The 16726-nt window shown below is 56.5% G+C and carries 14 protein-coding genes; 4 read left to right on the top strand and 10 right to left on the bottom strand.

Going from position 1 to position 16726, the window contains the following annotated elements:
- Nucleotides 1–128 precede the first annotated feature (128 nt).
- Together C1J02_RS02905 and yghX are read left to right on the top strand one after the other, a co-directional pair.
- Nucleotides 129–1145: a Fe(3+) ABC transporter substrate-binding protein gene (locus tag C1J02_RS02905; protein WP_114877074.1), complete on the top strand. Its 1017-nt coding sequence runs from the start codon at nt 129–131 to the stop codon at nt 1143–1145.
- 92 nt (nt 1146–1237) lie between these two features.
- Nucleotides 1238–2134 carry a YghX family hydrolase gene (yghX, locus tag C1J02_RS02900; RefSeq protein ID WP_114877073.1) on the top strand — a complete coding sequence of 299 codons (897 nt, stop codon included), beginning with the start codon at nt 1238–1240 and terminating at the stop codon, nt 2132–2134.
- 37 nt (nt 2135–2171) lie between these two features.
- On the opposite strand, the gene C1J02_RS02895 is transcribed toward yghX, so the two are convergent.
- The 9 genes from C1J02_RS02895 to C1J02_RS02855 all read right to left on the bottom strand — a co-directional run bounded on the left by C1J02_RS02895 (nt 2172) and on the right by C1J02_RS02855 (nt 12743).
- Complete coding sequence (locus C1J02_RS02895; protein WP_114877072.1) at nt 2172–3836, bottom strand: iron ABC transporter permease; 1665 nt, start codon at nt 3834–3836, stop codon at nt 2172–2174.
- Between the two features lie 64 nt (nt 3837–3900).
- Nucleotides 3901–5106 carry a phenylacetate--CoA ligase family protein gene (locus C1J02_RS02890; protein ID WP_114877071.1) on the bottom strand — a complete coding sequence of 402 codons (1206 nt, stop codon included), beginning with the start codon at nt 5104–5106 and terminating at the stop codon, nt 3901–3903.
- Between the two features lie 46 nt (nt 5107–5152).
- Nucleotides 5153–5989 (bottom strand): ABC transporter ATP-binding protein, encoded by an 837-nt coding sequence (locus C1J02_RS02885; RefSeq protein WP_114877070.1) that lies wholly within the window; start codon nt 5987–5989, stop codon nt 5153–5155.
- A gap of 69 nt (nt 5990–6058) precedes the next feature.
- Nucleotides 6059–7342: an ABC transporter substrate-binding protein gene (locus tag C1J02_RS02880; protein ID WP_114877069.1), complete on the bottom strand. Its 1284-nt coding sequence runs from the start codon at nt 7340–7342 to the stop codon at nt 6059–6061.
- A gap of 76 nt (nt 7343–7418) precedes the next feature.
- The gene (locus C1J02_RS02875; RefSeq protein ID WP_114877068.1) at nt 7419–8531 is read right to left on the bottom strand and encodes a branched-chain amino acid ABC transporter permease; all 1113 of its coding nucleotides are present in this window, start codon (nt 8529–8531) and stop codon (nt 7419–7421) included.
- Entirely contained in the window at nt 8532–8804 is a 273-nt protein-coding gene (locus C1J02_RS02870; RefSeq protein ID WP_162798212.1) for a hypothetical protein, read from the bottom strand.
- Nucleotides 8805–8877: 73 nt separating this feature from the next.
- Nucleotides 8878–9885 carry a branched-chain amino acid ABC transporter permease gene (locus C1J02_RS02865; protein WP_114877066.1) on the bottom strand — a complete coding sequence of 336 codons (1008 nt, stop codon included), beginning with the start codon at nt 9883–9885 and terminating at the stop codon, nt 8878–8880.
- A gap of 48 nt (nt 9886–9933) precedes the next feature.
- Nucleotides 9934–10752, bottom strand: coding sequence for an ABC transporter ATP-binding protein (locus C1J02_RS02860; RefSeq protein WP_114877065.1), 819 nt, complete (start codon nt 10750–10752; stop codon nt 9934–9936).
- Between the two features lie 5 nt (nt 10753–10757).
- A complete protein-coding gene (locus tag C1J02_RS02855; protein WP_114877064.1) occupies nt 10758–12743 on the bottom strand; it encodes an AMP-binding protein in 1986 nt (661 codons plus the stop codon).
- A 168-nt stretch (nt 12744–12911) separates the two neighbouring features.
- On the opposite strand from C1J02_RS02855, the gene C1J02_RS02850 reads away from it, so the two are divergent.
- Together C1J02_RS02850 and C1J02_RS02845 are read left to right on the top strand one after the other, a co-directional pair.
- A complete protein-coding gene (locus C1J02_RS02850) occupies nt 12912–14822 on the top strand; it encodes a PAS-domain containing protein (protein WP_114877063.1) in 1911 nt (636 codons plus the stop codon).
- The gene (locus C1J02_RS02845) at nt 14819–15520 is read left to right on the top strand and encodes a response regulator transcription factor (RefSeq protein WP_114877062.1); all 702 of its coding nucleotides are present in this window, start codon (nt 14819–14821) and stop codon (nt 15518–15520) included. The genes C1J02_RS02850 and C1J02_RS02845 overlap by 4 nt, the downstream gene beginning before the upstream one ends.
- Here C1J02_RS02845 and C1J02_RS02840 read toward each other — a convergent pair.
- On the bottom strand, nt 15517–16707 hold the full coding sequence (locus C1J02_RS02840) for a hydantoinase/carbamoylase family amidase (protein ID WP_114877061.1): 1191 nt from the start codon (nt 16705–16707) through the stop codon (nt 15517–15519). The genes C1J02_RS02845 and C1J02_RS02840 overlap by 4 nt on opposite strands.
- Nucleotides 16708–16726: the final 19 nt, after the last annotated feature.

Below are 16726 nucleotides of genomic sequence, written 5' to 3'. Positions count from 1 at the left end.
GGGTTTCGCCCCATCCGAACAGCGGTGGGGCGAAAAACCAAGTAAAATAATCAGGAATATCTTGCATCCCAGATGGGAATCTGTTTCTTACTGTTTTAGTCAGATTAACTTAACATTCAGGTTCCCCCATGGCTCTTTTCAGATCAACGACCACAGCAATTGCTCTTATGACAGTCGCGCTGCCCGCTTTCGCCGAGGGCGAGGTAAACCTTTATTCATCGCGTCACTACGACACTGATGAACGCCTATATTCCGATTTCACCGAACAGACCGGCATCACCATCAATCGCATTGAAGGCGATGCTGATGAACTGGCCGCGCGCATGCAGGCCGAAGGCGCAAATTCACCTGCTGACGTGTTGATCACCGTCGATACCAGCCGCCTGAAACGGGCCAAGGACATGGGCCTGTTGCAGCCGATTGACAGCGAAACCCTTGAGGCGCGCATCCCGGCAAACCTTCAGGACGCCGACAACATGTGGTTCGGCTTTTCACAACGGGCGCGGATCATTTTCTACAATGTCGAAACAGTGGGCAATCCTCCAAAGACCTATCTTGATCTGGCTGATCCAGCCTACAAAAACCAAGTGTGCATCCGGTCGTCATCCAACACCTACAACCAGACCTTGCTTGCCGCCATGGTGACCCATGAGGGCAAAGAGGCCGCCACGAAATGGGCGCAAGGCGTGGTCGACAACATGGCGCGCGCCCCTCAGGGCGGCGACACCGATCAGTTGCGCGGTATTGTCTCGGGCGAATGTGATATCGCTGTGTCCAACACCTATTATTTCGCCCGTGCGATCCGTACCGAAGTGGACGGCGTCAGCGCCAGCATCGGCAAAATCGGTCATGTCTTTCCTGATCAGGCCGGAAACGGCGCGCATATGAACCTGTCGGGTGCGGGGGTTGCGGCCCATGCGCCAAACAAGGAAAACGCAGTGAAATTCCTCGAATACCTCGCCTCAGATCAGGCACAGCAATACTTTTCAGCAGGAAATGATGAATACCCGGCTGTCCAAGGCGTCACCTTGGCCGCATCGGTTGAACAGCTGGGCGCATTCAAGGCCGACGAGGTCAACCTGTCTGATGTGGCGGAAAACCTGCCCACAGCACAAAAAATCTTTGATGCGGTTGGCTGGGAATAATCCGCGCCGGATATCGTGATGAACAGGGCATATCGACGAAACGTCGGTATGCCCTATTCTGTCTGATATGAAACAGTATCAGGAGATTCGCCATGACTGCCCCCCGCAAGACTGCACGAGACTTTGATCCCCATCTGCTTGAAATTTACGATGGCTATGTCCACGGAAAGGTCTCAAAGCGTGAATTCATCACGCAGGCCGGAAAATATGCTGCTGTCGGCGTGACCGGTGCGATGCTGCTGGAACAACTGCAACCCAACTATGCGCTGGCCCAACAAGTGGCACCCGATGACCCCGATATCGAAACCCAGGTCATTACCTACCAAAGCCCTGATGGCCATGGGGACATCAAAGGTCTGATGGCCAAGCCCGCCGGAGCCACCGACCCCCTGCCAGCGGTGTTGGTTGTGCACGAAAACCGGGGCCTTAACCCCTATATCGAAGATGTTGTGCGCCGCTGCGCCAAAGCTGGCTATATGGCGCTTGGCCCTGATGGCCTGACACCCTTGGGCGGCTATCCCGGCACGGATGAAGAAGGCCGCGAGATGCAGCGCACGCTGGACGGTGGCAAGTTGATGGCAGATTTCTTTGCCGCCTTTGAATTCCTGCGCGACCATGAAGGGTCGACAGGCAAGGTTGGTGCCGTTGGTTTCTGCTATGGTGGCGGTGTGTGCAACGCGCTTGCAGTGGCCTATCCCGATCTTGCGGCCTCTGTGCCCTTCTATGGCCGACAGCCCGACGCCGCAGATGTCCCCAGAATCGAGGCCCCGTTGATGATCCATTACGCGGGTCTCGATGAACGTATCAATGCTGGCTGGGATGCCTATTCTGATGCGCTCAAGGCCAATCAAAAGGAGTTCACGGTCCACTTTTACCCGGATGTGAATCACGGTTTCCATAACGACACGACGCCACGGTATGACGAAGCCGCAGCAACGCTTGCGTGGGATCGAACGCTGGCCCATTTTGCAGAAAATCTAAGCGGCTAACAATCGCTCGACAGGTGAGACGCAGGGTGCCTGCGTCTCATTTCTGCCGCCCAACCTGACGGCAAATCAGGATCACAGGCAGCAGCCCCATGGCGACTATCACCAGTGACGGCACCGCTGCACCGTCCAGCCGCTCGTCGCTCGCCAACCGATAGGCCTGAACCGCCAGCGTGTCATAGTTGAACGGCCGCATGATCAGCGTTGCGGGCAATTCTTTCATCACATCGACAAACACGATCAGCAACGCCGTCAACAAGCTCGGTGCAAGAATGGGCAGATGCACCCGGCGCAAGGTGCCCATCGGCGTTTGACCCAGCGACCTTGCGGCCGCATCCATATTGGCATGGACCATCGCCTGCCCACCCTCATAGGCACCCAGTGCCGCCGCGAGAAACCGCACCAGATAGGCGGTCACCAGCAACCAGATCGATCCGGTAACGAGCAGCCCCGTCGAGATATCAAAAGTGCTGCGCATCCATGCATCAAACGCGTTGTCAAACGCGGCAAACGGCACCAGCAATCCCACGGCAATAACGCCCCCCGGCACGGCATATCCCAACCGCGACACATAGGCGGCACTGCTCGCCAAGCGCCCCGGTCGCGACCGTTGAAAAAACCCGACGCAGATCGCCGCGAGGACCGTCAGTATTGCGGCAACTCCGGCCAGCGTGACAGAATTACGGATAAACCCAAGATAGCGCGGGCTCAGCAGATCCTGCTCTGACCCCAGACCCATCGTCAGCAAGATCACGATCGGCAGCATTGCCCCGAAAAGCACCGGAATACCGCAAAGCACCGTTGCGGCGACCGCATGCCAACCTTTCAATTGCACAGGCGGCATCGCTTGGCTTCTGCGGGCTGGATCATGGTACTTGGCACGGCCGCGCTGCAACCGTTCCAACATGGCCAGCAAAAGCGCAAAGCTCAGCAAACACAACGCCAGCTGCGCGGCACCGGCCCGGTCAAACAACGAGAACCACGAGGTGTAGATGCCCGTGGCAAATGTCTGAACCCCAAAATACGCAACGGTGCCAAAATCCGCGATGGTTTCCATCACAGCCAACAATACGCCACCGGCAATTGCCGGGCGCGCAAGCGGCAGGCTCACGCTGAAAAACGCGGCCCAAGCACTTGATCCCAAGGCACGGGCCGCCAAAAAGGTCGTGCCGCTTTGTTGAAGAAACGCCGCACGGGCCAGCAGGTAAACATAGGGATATAGAACGAGGATCAGCATCACCGCCGCACCGCCCAGCGATCTGATCTCAGGGAACCAGTATTCGCGCGGGCCCCACCCTGTCACATCGCGCAGCACAGATTGCACAATGCCCGGATGATCAAGCACGTGGGTATAGGCATAAGCCAACACATAGGCCGGAAAGGCCAGCGGCAGAACCAGTGCAATTTCCAGCACCTTGGCACCGGGAAAGCGCGTCATCGTGACCAGCCACGCGGCCCCGACGCCAATTGCAAATGTCCCGATCGATACCATGACCACCAGCATCAGCGTGGTCGCCGCATACCGTCCCAATACCGTATCGATGAGGTGTTGAACTGTCTCGGTGCCACCGCTGAGTGCTGCAACCAGGACGGCCAGCATCGGCAATGCACAGATGATCGCCACACATACCGCCGCAACGGCAAGGCCATTCACCCCATCGCGGGGTTTTGATTTTGACAAGGCTGGCACGGCGTTTCGGGTCATGCCCCTATTTCGACTATTTCAGTCGGGATTTCCAGTGCGGCGTTGCCCAAAGGTTACCCACGGATTATTCGTATGTCCGCTGATCCTCGATCACCAACCCATCGCGGGGCAGGCTGCCGGGTTCTACCACCACAACCTTGCCTTTCAGCTTCAGCAATTGAACGACCGACTGCGCATAGGCATCTGCATCACCGCCTGCACTTTCGATCTGCACAGTCATCACATCCTGCTCACCTGCGCGGCTGGCAATCACCCGTGCCTTGTTGACCTCTTCATGATGCGCGACCAGTGCGGCGACCTGTTCGGGCCGCACGAACATGCCCTTGATCTTGGTGGTCTGATCGGCGCGGCCCATCCAGCCCTTGATCCGCGTATTGGTGCGCCCACACGGGCTTTGTCCCCGCATCACCGCGCTCAGATCGCCAGTGGCGAACCGGATCAATGGATAATCCGGGTTCAACGATGTGACCACAACTTCACCCACCTCGCCTTGCGTCACCGGGATACCAGTTCCGGGGGTCACGATCTCAACGATGACGCCTTCATCTATGATCATCCCTTCCATCGCAGGCGTCTCATAGGCGACGTTGCCAAGGTCAGCGGTGGCGTAACACTGCAGGCAGGCAATGCCGCGATCCTGGTAATACTGACGCAGAGACGGGAACAACGCCCCGCCCCCTACGGCTGCTTTGGTGATGCCAAGGGACACGCCCATTTCATCGGCTTTCTCAAGAATGATCTTGAGGTAATCGGGCGTCCCGGCATAGGCCGTTGTCCCCACATCCCGTGCCGCCGCGACCTGCAATTCGGTCTGGCCCGTGCCAGCGGGCAAAACCCGTGCCCCCACCGCCCGCGCACCGCTTTCAAACATGTGCCCGGCAGGCGTCAGGTGATAACCAAAGCAATTCTGCACAGTATCCGACGCGCCAATCCCAGCCGCATGCAGGAATCGCCCCATCCGAAACCAATCATTTTCCAGCGCGCCGGGTTCATAGATGGGTCCGGGCGATTGGAACACATGGGTGACGTTGCCAATTTCGATCCCGCCAAAGGGCGGTCTGGCCTTTTGCCACTCAACCAGATCGGATTTGCGCAGCACCGGCAGGTGCACCAGATCGGCAGCAGTTTTCACCTCAGCCGCCGCATCCCGCCAGTCTTGCGGTGCCGTCGTGATGGCCGCCAGCCGGGTGCGCAACAGCGCCGATTGCTCGGCCTCACGCTGATCGGCGCTGCGGGTCTCGAAATCATCGAAAAAGGAGGAGGTCGGCATACAGCAGACTTTCTATGTTAGCGTATCGCAGGATGGGTGATGCGGCTTAGCTCAACCAGCGTTTGCGGCGGCGGTAACTGCGTACATCGCGAAATGATTTGCGGCCCTCATCGGACATCCCGAGATAGAATTCTTTCACGTCCTGATTTTCGCGCAGATCCTTGGCGGGGCCATCCATGACCACACGGCCAGATTCAAGGATGTACCCATAATGCGCAAACCGCAGGGCCACGTTGGTGTTCTGTTCAGCCAAAAGAAAGGTCACGCCTTCCTTTTCATTCACCGATTTCACAATCTCGAATATCTGTTCCACCAGTTGCGGGGCCAATCCCATTGACGGCTCATCCAGCAAAATCGTTTCGGGCCGTGACATCAACGCGCGCCCAATCGCGCACATCTGCTGTTCACCACCTGATGTGTATCCGGCCTGTGATTTGCGCCGTTCGCGCAGGCGCGGGAAATACTCATAAACCATCTCAAGATCAGCGGCGATGGCCGCCTTGCCTTCGGTGCGCGTGTACGCCCCGGTCAGCAGGTTCTCTTCAACCGTCAGATGCTCAAAACAATGGCGGCCTTCCATCACCTGCACGACACCGCGTTTCACAGTTTCGGCCGGATCGGTGTGCTGAATGTCATTGCCGCGATACTTGATTGATCCTTTGGTCACCTCACCACGCTCGGACGCCAACAATCCCGATATCGCCTTGAGCGTCGTGGTCTTGCCGGCCCCATTGCCACCAAGCAACGCCGTGATCCCACCCTTGGGCACATTCAAACTCACGCCCTTAAGCACAAGGATCACGTGGTTATAGATCACCTCGATGTTGTTCACCTCAAGCAGGTTCTCATTTGTGGCCTCAACAGATTTGGCGGTGTCCAGCATGGGCTTCACCCTTTTGAAAATACCTTAGAACTCCGGCGGCAACAGATGCTGCCGCCAGAGAGGTTTCATTTACTTACAGTTGGGTTCGATGTTGTTTTCCGCCGCAAACGCAGCGGAATCCTCATCGATCAGCGGCTGAATGATCTCCATATCCGATTCCTTGAATTCAGAGATCAGGCTCCATTCCTTTGCTGTCGCATCCCACTGACCCACAGCAACCAGACCCGGTCCACCATGGTTTTCACAAGACACCTGGAACGATGGCCCAAAGTTCGGCATCCCCAACGAGGCCATCCGCTCTTCGGTGATGCTCAGGTTTTCCATCGCATCGCGCATCATGCCGCCGGTGATGTCTGTGACACCATTGGCTGCTTGCGCGTCTTTGGCTGCTTCTGCTGCAAGCATCGCAGCATAGAGACCACGGTTATACAGCACCGTGCCAACCTGATCACCGGCCCCAGCAGCCTTGCCCGCATCAACGACATATTTGCGAATGTCGTCAAACACCGGATAGTCATCGCCAACCGCGTGGAATGTCACAGCCTTGTACCCATTCGCCGCATCACCTGCAGGCAGAACGTCATGTTGCGCGCCAGACCACCAAACACCAATGAATTGATCCATCGGATAGCGGATGTTCGCGGCTTCCTGAATGGCGACCTGGTTCATCACGCCCCAGCCCCACATGACCACATTGTCCGGCTTTTCACGACGGATTTGCAGCCATTGCGATTTCTGCTCCTGACCGGGATGGTCAACGGGCAACAAGCTCAGCTCGAAACCATGCTTCTTGGCCAGCTCTTCCAACGTGCGGATCGGCTCCTTGCCATAAGCAGAGTTGTGATAGATCAACGCGACCTTCTTGCCATTGATGTCGCCACCATTGATGTCAAGCAGATGATTGATGACACCCGAGGCTGCGTTCCAGTAGTTGCCTGGATAGTTGAACACGTGACTGAACACATTGCCATTCGCGGCAGACGTCCGGCCATACCCCATTGAGTGGATAGGAATATCGTCAACTGTGGCTTTGGGGATCAGCTGATAGGTGATGCCGGTGGACAGCGGTTGATAGATCAACGCGCCTTCGCCCTTGGTGCTTTCATAGCATTCCACACCTTTTTCGGTGTTATAGGCGGTCTCACATTCGATCACTTTGGCAGGCACGCCGCCGATACCACCGTCACGCTCATTGAGCAGGGTAAAGTAATCTGCATAGCCATCCGCAAACGGAATACCGCCCGCCGCATATGGGCCGGTGCGGTAGCTCAGAGACGGGAATACAAGATCCGCCATGACCGGGCTTGCCGCCATCATGGCCGCAACGGCCATTGTTCCTAGTTTATATTTCATCGGTGTTTCCTCCCTTGGATTTTATCCGATTTGGTTTGTAGGCCGGGTTTCAACCCGGCTTCGTTACGCGGCCCCCCTAATGCGGGAACGGCCACAATCTCAGTTTCTCTTTCGCAACGCGCCACAGTTGCGCAATCCCGTGTGGTTCAGCGATCAAGAAGATGATGATCAATGCGCCCACGATCACCAATTGCAGATGCGCCACAATGTCCGTGGGCCAGCCCAGCCAATCGACGCCGACCACCTTTAGCACCACAGGCAACAGCACCAGAAACGCCGCCCCGGCAAAGCTGCCAAAGATGCTGCCAAGGCCACCGATGATGATCATGAACAACACAAGGAACGACTTGGTGATGCCAAACGCCTCGCCCACTTCCACAGCCCCCAAATAGACAGAAAAGAATAACGCACCGGATATGCCGATAAAGAATGATGACACCGCAAAGGCCGTCAGCTTGGCGCGCAGTGGGTTCACCCCAATAATCTCGGCCGCAATATCCATATCGCGGATCGCCATCCATTTACGCCCCGATGCGCCGCGCGTCAGGTTGCGCGCAATGACCGCACAGATGATCGTAAAGAACAGACAAAACAGATAGGTCGCCCAAGGCGCCGTGCTTGGTCCGGTGATCAGCACCCCCAGAATATCGCGTTCCGGCGCGTTGATCTGACCGGAGGCGGAGTAGTTGTAGAACCAGGACACCCTGTTAAAGAGCCAAACCAGAAAGAACTGTGCGGCCAGTGTCGCCACCGCGAGGTAAAATCCTTTGATCCGCAAGCTTGGCAGACCAAAAAGCACACCTACGATGGCCGTCATGACCCCGCCCATAATCACGCTCAAAATAATGTTGAATTCCGGCAGCCGGAACAGCAATTCACCGCCCCACCAGATGTCCACGCCGGTCATGAATTTATAACAGGAATACGCGCCCACCGCCATGAACCCGCCGGTGCCAAGGCTGACCTGTCCGCAATATCCGACCAGAATGTTCAGCCCGATCGCCGCAATCGCATAGATCAGGAACGGCATCAGCAGCGAGTTGACCCAGTAGTCATTTACCACAAACGGCACAACAAAGATGGCGATGAACAGCACGACGTAATAACGATACCGATCAAACTTGATCGGGAATGTCTGTTGATCCTCGGCGTAGGTCGTGCTGAAATCGCCTGCTTCACGATAGAACATTCAGACGTCCTTTTTCTTGTTGGGCAGAACCCGTTTTGCAATACGCTCGCCTGACTTTGCTGCCAGCACAAACAACAATTGTACCCCTCCGATCAATACCAGAAAAAGGCCTGCGATCCAGAATATACCGGTCTTGATTGCAACTTCCGCGTATGCCCAAAACCAATCACTTTTGCCGGCCAGATTTCCAATCAGCGGTGCGGCATGGGTCAGGATGGCATTGGCCCACACATAGGCAATTCCCAAACACAGCAGGCCAGACAGAAATTGCATCAGACCAGGCCATTCCGACGTCTGCCCACCGCGCTCCCAAAAGGGCTTGCGGGCAGATCGAAGAAAAAAGCGCTTAAACCCGCTCAATGATCTTCTCCCCGAACAAGCCTTGCGGACGGAACACCAAAAACAAGAGCGCCAACATGTAAGCAAACCAGTTCTCCGTGGCCCCACCGAGGTAGGGCGCACCGATTAGGAATTCGAACAGCTTTTCACCCACGCCAATGATCAGCCCACCAACAATCGCACCGGGGATTGAGGTGAAACCGCCCAACATCAACACGGGTAATGCTTTCAAAGCGATCAGCGACAGCGAAAACTGCACGCCTGATTTCGCGCCCCACATGATGCCCGCAACCAAGGCGACAAACCCGGCCAGCGACCACACAAGCACCCAGATGAAATTCAGCGACACACCAACGGAAAGTGCCGCCTGATGGTCATCGGCCACAGCCCGCATCGCGCGGCCCTGCTTGGTGTATTGCGCAAACATCACCAGCCCGATCACCAGGATTGCCGCAACGATGCTGGCCACGATATCAAGATTATCAATAAAGAACCCATAGCCCAGCGCCTCGTATGTCGTACCCTCAAGCCAGACATTCATGCCCTGCGGCAAACAGGTGCCTTCGGCTGCACATACATTCAGCGACTTGATCTCGGACCCCCACATCAGGTCCGCCACCCCTTCGAGGAAATAGGCCAGACCGATGGTCGCCATGAACAGGATGATCGGCTCCTGGCCCACCAGATGTCTGAACACGAACTTCTGCACCATCCAGGCCAGCGCAATCATCACAACAACCGTCAGCGCAATGGCAAGGAACGAATGCACGTGCCAGCCAAAGTGATGCACCTCCGTGCCAAAGATCGCATTGATCAGATGCGCAAACGGGACCTGTCCGTTCTGAATGCCCACCAGAGTCATCGCCGCGAACAGCGCCATCACCCCTTGGGCATAATTAAAGATCCCGGATGCTTTGTAGATCAGGACAAACCCGAGGGCGACCAGCGCGTAAAGCACCCCCGCCATCAGGCCGTTTGCGAACACTTCAATGGTATAGGCCAGCTGTTCATTCATTGGTCATTCTCCACCGACGCAATACCGACAAAATACCGACGTACAAAATCAGTCATGGGCCACCCCCAGATAGGCATCAATGACCTCCTGATTGTTGCGCACGTCTGATGGTGTGCCATCGCCGATTTTCTTGCCGTAATCCATCACAACCACCCGGTCGCTAAGGTCCATCACCACGCCCATGTCATGCTCGATCAGTGCAATCGTCGTGCCAAATTCGTCGTTCACATCCAGAATAAAGCGGCTCATATCCTCTTTTTCCTCGACGTTCATGCCCGCCATCGGCTCGTCCAGCAAAAGCAACGACGGCTCCGCGGCCAACGCCCGCGCCAGTTCAACCCGCTTTTTCAGACCATAAGGCAGACGGGCGACCGGCGTTTTGCGGATCGCCTGAATTTCCAGGAAATCAATAATCTTTTCAGCAACTTCACGGTTCTCTATTTCTTCACGCTCGGCTTGCCCCTTCCAGATCGACTGGGCCAGCATACCGGTTTTCATGTGGGTCAACCGCCCGGTCATCACGTTGTCCAGCACCGTCATCCCTTCGAACAGCGCGATGTTTTGAAAGGTCCGCGCGATACCCTGCTGGGCCACCTCAAACGGTTTCATCGGCGGTCGGCGGCTACCCTGATACCAGACTTCGCCCTCCTGAGGGACATAGAAGCCACTGATAACATTCAGCATTGACGACTTTCCGGCACCGTTTGGGCCGATAATTGCGCGAATTTCACCTTCGCGAATATCAAAGGAAATATCCTTGATCGCCTCCACCCCACCAAAGCGCAGGGTGATGTTTTTCATCTCCATCAGAACAGGTCCGATGGTGCGACCATCTGCTGTGGTAAAGCTTTCATTTGCCATGTTCATATCACTCACTCTGCTGCCATCTTTGCGGCAACCGGTACGACCTTGGCTTCCCGAATTTCCAGCGTTGCTTTGATGCTGCCCTTGCGGCCATCCTCATATGTCACTTCGGTCTCCGTGCTCACGGATTTGGACCCGTCATAAAGTGCGGCGATGATGTCATCGTATTTTTCGCCAATGATCTTGCGGCGCACCTTGCGGGTTCGGGTCAACTCGCCGTCGTCCGCATCCAATTCCTTGTGCAGGACCACAAAGCGGTGAATCTGACAGCCCGACAACATTTCATCCTCGGCGACAGAGCGGTTCACGTCTTCGACATGGGACTGGATAGTATCCATCACCTGGGGGTGACGCGCGAGTTCCTGATAGGACGCATAGCCGATGTTATTGCGCTCTGCCCAATTGCCCACGGCTGTCAGGTCGATGTTGATAAACGCCGTGCACTCTGTACGGCCATTGCCGAACACAACAGTCTCAAGAATATTGGGAAAGAATTTAAGCTTATTCTCAACATATTTGGGCGCAAAGAGCCGTCCATCGGCCATCTGGCCTACATCCTTGGCCCGGTCAATGATCCGCAAATGGCCACTGCCCTCTTCGATGAAACCAGCATCCCCGGTGGCGACCCAGCCTTCGGCATCTTTGGTGTCTGCGGTGCTTTCGGGGTTCTTGTAATACTCAACAAAGACGCCGGGCGACCGGTAAAAGACCTCGCCATTGTCTGCGATTTTCAACTCCACACCGGGGCAGGTCACGCCGACCGTATCCGAGCGCACCTCGCCATCAGGCTGCGCTGTGATAAACACCGTCGCTTCGGTCTGACCGTAAAGCTGTTTCAGGTTGATCCCCAGGGATCGATAAAAATCGAAAATTTCAGGCCCGATTGCCTCGCCCGCCGTATAGCCGACACGCACCCTGCTGAAACCCAATGTGTTTTTTAGCGGCCCATAGATAAAGACTTCGCCCAGTTTGTATTTGAACCGATCCCATTGGGACACCGATTTGCCATCAAGAATGTCGGGGCCAACCTTACGGGCATGCGCCATGAACACGTCAAAAAGCCATTTCTTGAAACGGCTCGCATCCTCCATGCGGATCATCACATTGGTCAGTTGCGTTTCGAAAACACGTGGCGGCGCGAAATAATAGGTCGGACCAATCTCACGCAGGTCCACATGCAAGGTATCGGCACTTTCCGGACAGTTGGTACAGAAACCAGTCCAGAGCGCCTGCCCAACAGAAAAGATGAAATCCCCCACCCATGCCATTGGCAGATAGGCCAGAATATCGTCGGTTTGCCGCAGGTCATCAAACTCAGAGCTCGATTTCGCTGTCTCAATAACATTGCGATTGCTCAGCACGACGCCCTTGGGCTTACCCGTTGTGCCGGATGTATAGAGCATGACGCCGATGCTATCGTAATCCAGTTTGTCCTGCCGCGCGGTCAACTCCTCGGTAAGCTCGTCGCGCTTGGCCCTGCCTGCGTCCTGAATATGGGAATACTGGTGCAGATGGCTGTGGTCATATTTCCGCAAGCCCCGCGGGTCGAGATAGATCATATGCTCGAAATCGGGCAACCCTTCTTGCACCTCAAGAATTTTGTCCACCTGCTCCTGATCGCCGACGATGGCAAACCGGGCACCGCAATGGTTCATGACATATGCCATCTCTTCTGCGTTGGCATCCTGATATAGCGGCACAGGCACCGCGCCACACATTTCCGCAGCCATCATCGCCCAATAGAGATAGGGACGGTTGCGCCCAATGATCGCAACAAAATCACCCTCATTCACGCCGAGGTCCAGCAGCCCAAGCGCCAGGGCTTCAACCTCGTCACGGGTCCGTGCCCATGTCCAGCTTTGCCAAATGCCATATTCTTTTTCGCGGTACGCTGGCGCATCCGCGAATTTTTCTGCGTTGCGGTGCAAAAGCGCTGGAACCGATTGTGGTCCATCAGCGCGCGTTTCAGGCGTGGCCAATTGTAGTCCTCCCATGTCTGCCTTTTCGGCAGATCCGACCGCTCGTGCGATTCTGTTGTTGCACAAGGATGTTCTCTTTGGTGTGAAGGTCAACTTTTTCCTGATGTTTTCTCAATCCTTACGAATTGTAACAGTGTGAACTGCGCTCTTTTCTGACAACGCGCCGGGTGCTAGCGATAGAAGATGCAGATCACCGACAATCAGACCAAGGCAATGACCAGCGCAGGGTTGAACCTGATTGCGCAGGCCTTGACCATCTATGATCAGGACCTGCGGCTCGCCGTGTGCAATGCGCCCTTTCAGACCATGTTCGACCTGCCAGCCCCCCTTGTCACCCCCGGTGCCACGTTTCAGGATACCATCCGTCACCTCGCCAGTCGCGGCGAATATGGACAGGTTGATGACATCGACACCTTTGTCACTGAACGCGTTGAAATTGCCCGCGCGTTTGAACCGCATTACATGGAACGCACCCGTGCAAATGGCCGCACCATCAGCGTCGAAGGGTCGCCGCTGCCGCAGGGGGGCTGGGTGACGGTTTATACCGATATCACGGCCACCAAACAGCAAGAACTGCTTTTGCGCGCCCGCTCTGATGCGCTGTCTACGCAGGTGTTGACCCACGCCGAACAATTGTCCGCAACCAACCGCGAACTGGCCGCGATGATCACCACGCTTGAAGAAACCAAGCGCCAACTGACTGAATCAGAGGCGCGCACCCGGCTCACCACCGAGATGATGCCCGCCCATATCGCGCATGTGAACAGCGCTGGCCATTACACCTATTCCAACCGCCGCCTGTCGTCGGTTATTCCCGGACGGCCCAGCAATATCGTTGGGCTGCATATCAGCACGGCTTTGGGACAATCCGCGCACAGCCGCATCGCCCCAGCATTGGCGCAAGCCTATGGCGGGACGGCGGCGGTCAAGGAATTCACTGACAATGACAGCGCGCGCCGCATCCGGGCCGCCTTTACCCCTGACACCCGGGGTGGCGTTTACATCTTGTCGATGGACGTCACCGAAGAAACGCAAAATCGCGTGGCCCTGCAACAAACCCGCAAACGCGAATTGGCCGCCCAAATGATCTCGGGGCTTGCCCACGATTTTTCAAATCTACTGACCATTATTCTGGGGATGCAGTCCCGCCTTGGCCGCCTGCCTGATCTGCCGTCCGAGGCGGCACCGCTGATTGAGGGCACGTTAACCGCAGCGCGCCGCGGCGGTACACTGCTTAGCTCTATCGCAGACGTCACCGGGCCGCGTGCAATGCGGCCCACTGCAACTGATCTTGGGATCCTTCTTGACGATCTGGTGACGCTCGCCACGCCAACGCTGCCGCCCGACGTCCTTTTATCTGTGCAAAACCTCGTACCTGACACACCTGTCCTGATCGACAAAGGCAAGGTGCAGGACAGCTTGCTCAATCTCATCCTCAATGCCCGCGATGCGTGCGGTGCGTCAGGGACAATCACGCTTTCGCAACATCTGGTGCATGACACCTGGATCGAATGGCGGATACAGGATTCAGGTCCCGGGTTTTCGGCCTCGGCCCTCGAACACGGATTTGATCCATTTTTCACCACCAAAGGCAGCGAAGGATCCGGGCTTGGCCTTTCCATGGTCTATGACATGACCAAAACTGCAGGCGGCGACCTGCGACTGGCCAACGCATCCGAAGGTGGTGCCAAGGTGATCCTGCGATTGCCGTACCGCATTGCCATGGCCGCCACGACCGGTCTGGTGCTGCTCGTGGAAGACGAGGATGACATCCGCGCCACCGTCCGCGATATGCTGATGTCGCTGGGTCATTCCGTGATTGAGGCGTCAAGCGCGGATGAAGCGACCGCGCTGCTTGCCGATCTGCCCGATATTGCCAGTGTCGTATCCGATATCCAGTTGACTGGCGAGGCAACCGGTCTGGACCTTGCGGCGCGCATCGGCACCAACATGCCGTTGGTGTTGATGACGTCGCTGCCCGCGGATCATGCATTGTTTCACACCGCCCAGACATTGGCCCCGGTGCTGCGCAAACCCTTTGATGCTGTCGATCTGGCCGCGCTGATTTCTGCGGCTAAGGATGTCCCGGAATGACCCGCCCGCTTGTCACGATCCTTGATGATGAACCCGAAATTCGCACCATGCTGGCGGATGTGCTGGAGGAAGCGGGGTTTGACACGCTTTGCTTTGGCCGCGCCCGCGCCTTTGAGGCGGCATTGGCCACGCACCAGCCTGACGTTTGCCTTGTCGACCTGTCGCTACCTGACACGGACGGGTTGACCCTGGTCCATCGGTTGGCGCTGGAACAGGGTGCAATCGTGATCATTATTTCTGGCCGCGCACAGGTTCAGGACCGCGTGACTGGTCTGGAACTTGGTGCCGATGATTACATCATCAAACCCTTTGACCCCGCCGAAGTTGTCGCCCGTATCCGCGCCCGGTTGCGCAGCCCGAAATCAGCCACGCACGCGGGGAACACGGCATCATTCAATGGGTGGAAAGCGCATTTTGACAGATATGTATTGGAGGATTCAGCCGGGATCGAAACCGGGTTTTCACATGCGGAAGGCGAGGTGTTGCGCCTGTTCCTTGAAAGCCCGAAACGTCTGATCAGCCGCGATCAAATGCAAACCAGTCTGGGTGGTGCTGCGTCCGAAAGCTTTGACCGCGCGATGGACGTCCGGATCTCGCGCCTGCGCACAAAACTACGCGAGGACCCTAAGAATCCGCAGCTTATCAAGACAATATATGGGGCGGGTTATATTTTCTTGGGCGATGTTATGTGGAGCTAAGCCAGATGCCTGATGGCCCGCACCAAAACCGAAACCCCAGCGACCAAATCCGCCTCATCAGTGTCTTCTTCAAACGCGTGACTTATGCCGCCAATTGAGGGCACAAACAGCATCGCCACCGGCATAAGACGCGACACATTTGTTGCATCATGCAGCGCGCCAGATGGCATTTCACGCCATTCGCCGGGGGCAATGTCCTGCGCACCCCGCATCAGCGCCTGACGCAATCGGGCGTCCATCACCACAGGCTCCAGCCCCAACAACGGCCCAAAGGTCAGCGCCATGTCACGCTCTTGCGCGATCTCTTCTGCTGTGTTGCGAACGATCTGCTCCATCCGGGACAGACGGTCCACATCACCATCGCGCCACTGCATGGAAAACACGGCTTTGCCCGGCACGATTGACGACGCATTCGGGTGCAGGCTGAGATGGCCCACCGTCCACACCGTGCTGGGCGTCACAACATTGCGAAACCGCTCGTTCAGTGCCGTGTTAAACGCTGAAACCGCCTGAAAGGCGTCTTTACGCAGGTGCATTGGCGTGGTGCCCGCGTGATTCTGCTGGCCCTCAAATGTCATCTTCATATCGCGGATACCGACAATATCCGTCACTACGCCAATCTGTTCCCCACTTTGATCCAGCGTCGGGCCTTGCTCAATATGCAGTTCGATAAACCCCTGAAATTGAGTTGCATCCACCGGGCCAGTCACCATCCCGGCAATGGCATGCCGCGCCTGGACAAGTGGAATGCCTGCATGGTCCGTCAGCAGATCAGCCTCTGCCAACGACAAATGCCCTGCCCAGACGGCGGAACCGGTCGTCACACCAAATCGACCTTCTTCATCCTGAAAGGAAACCACCGAAATTGCAGGCCCACCCGTTTCACGACTGCTGCGCGCAACTTCCAATGCCGCGATCACGCCCAGCGCACCATCCAACCAGCCGCCCTCAGGCTGGCTGTCCGAATGCGAGCCCATCAAAAGAGACGGTGCATCAGCAAGGCCAAAGAGATTGCCCATCTCATCAGTCTCCACACGCAACCCGGCTTCGGCAAATCGCTCTGCAAGCCATTTGCGTGCGGCAATGTCAGGCTCGGAATAGGCGGGTCTGACAACACCCTTGCCCACACCCGATGCGCCAAAAGAACGCAAATGATTAAGATCGTTCAAAAACCGTTCTGCGTTCATGATCTTTCCCTATTGCCGG

The sequence above is a fragment of the Sulfitobacter sp. SK011 genome, assembly GCF_003352065.1.
Lineage (GTDB): Bacteria > Pseudomonadota > Alphaproteobacteria > Rhodobacterales > Rhodobacteraceae > Sulfitobacter.
This window is presented reverse-complemented; position numbering and strand designations above follow the sequence as displayed.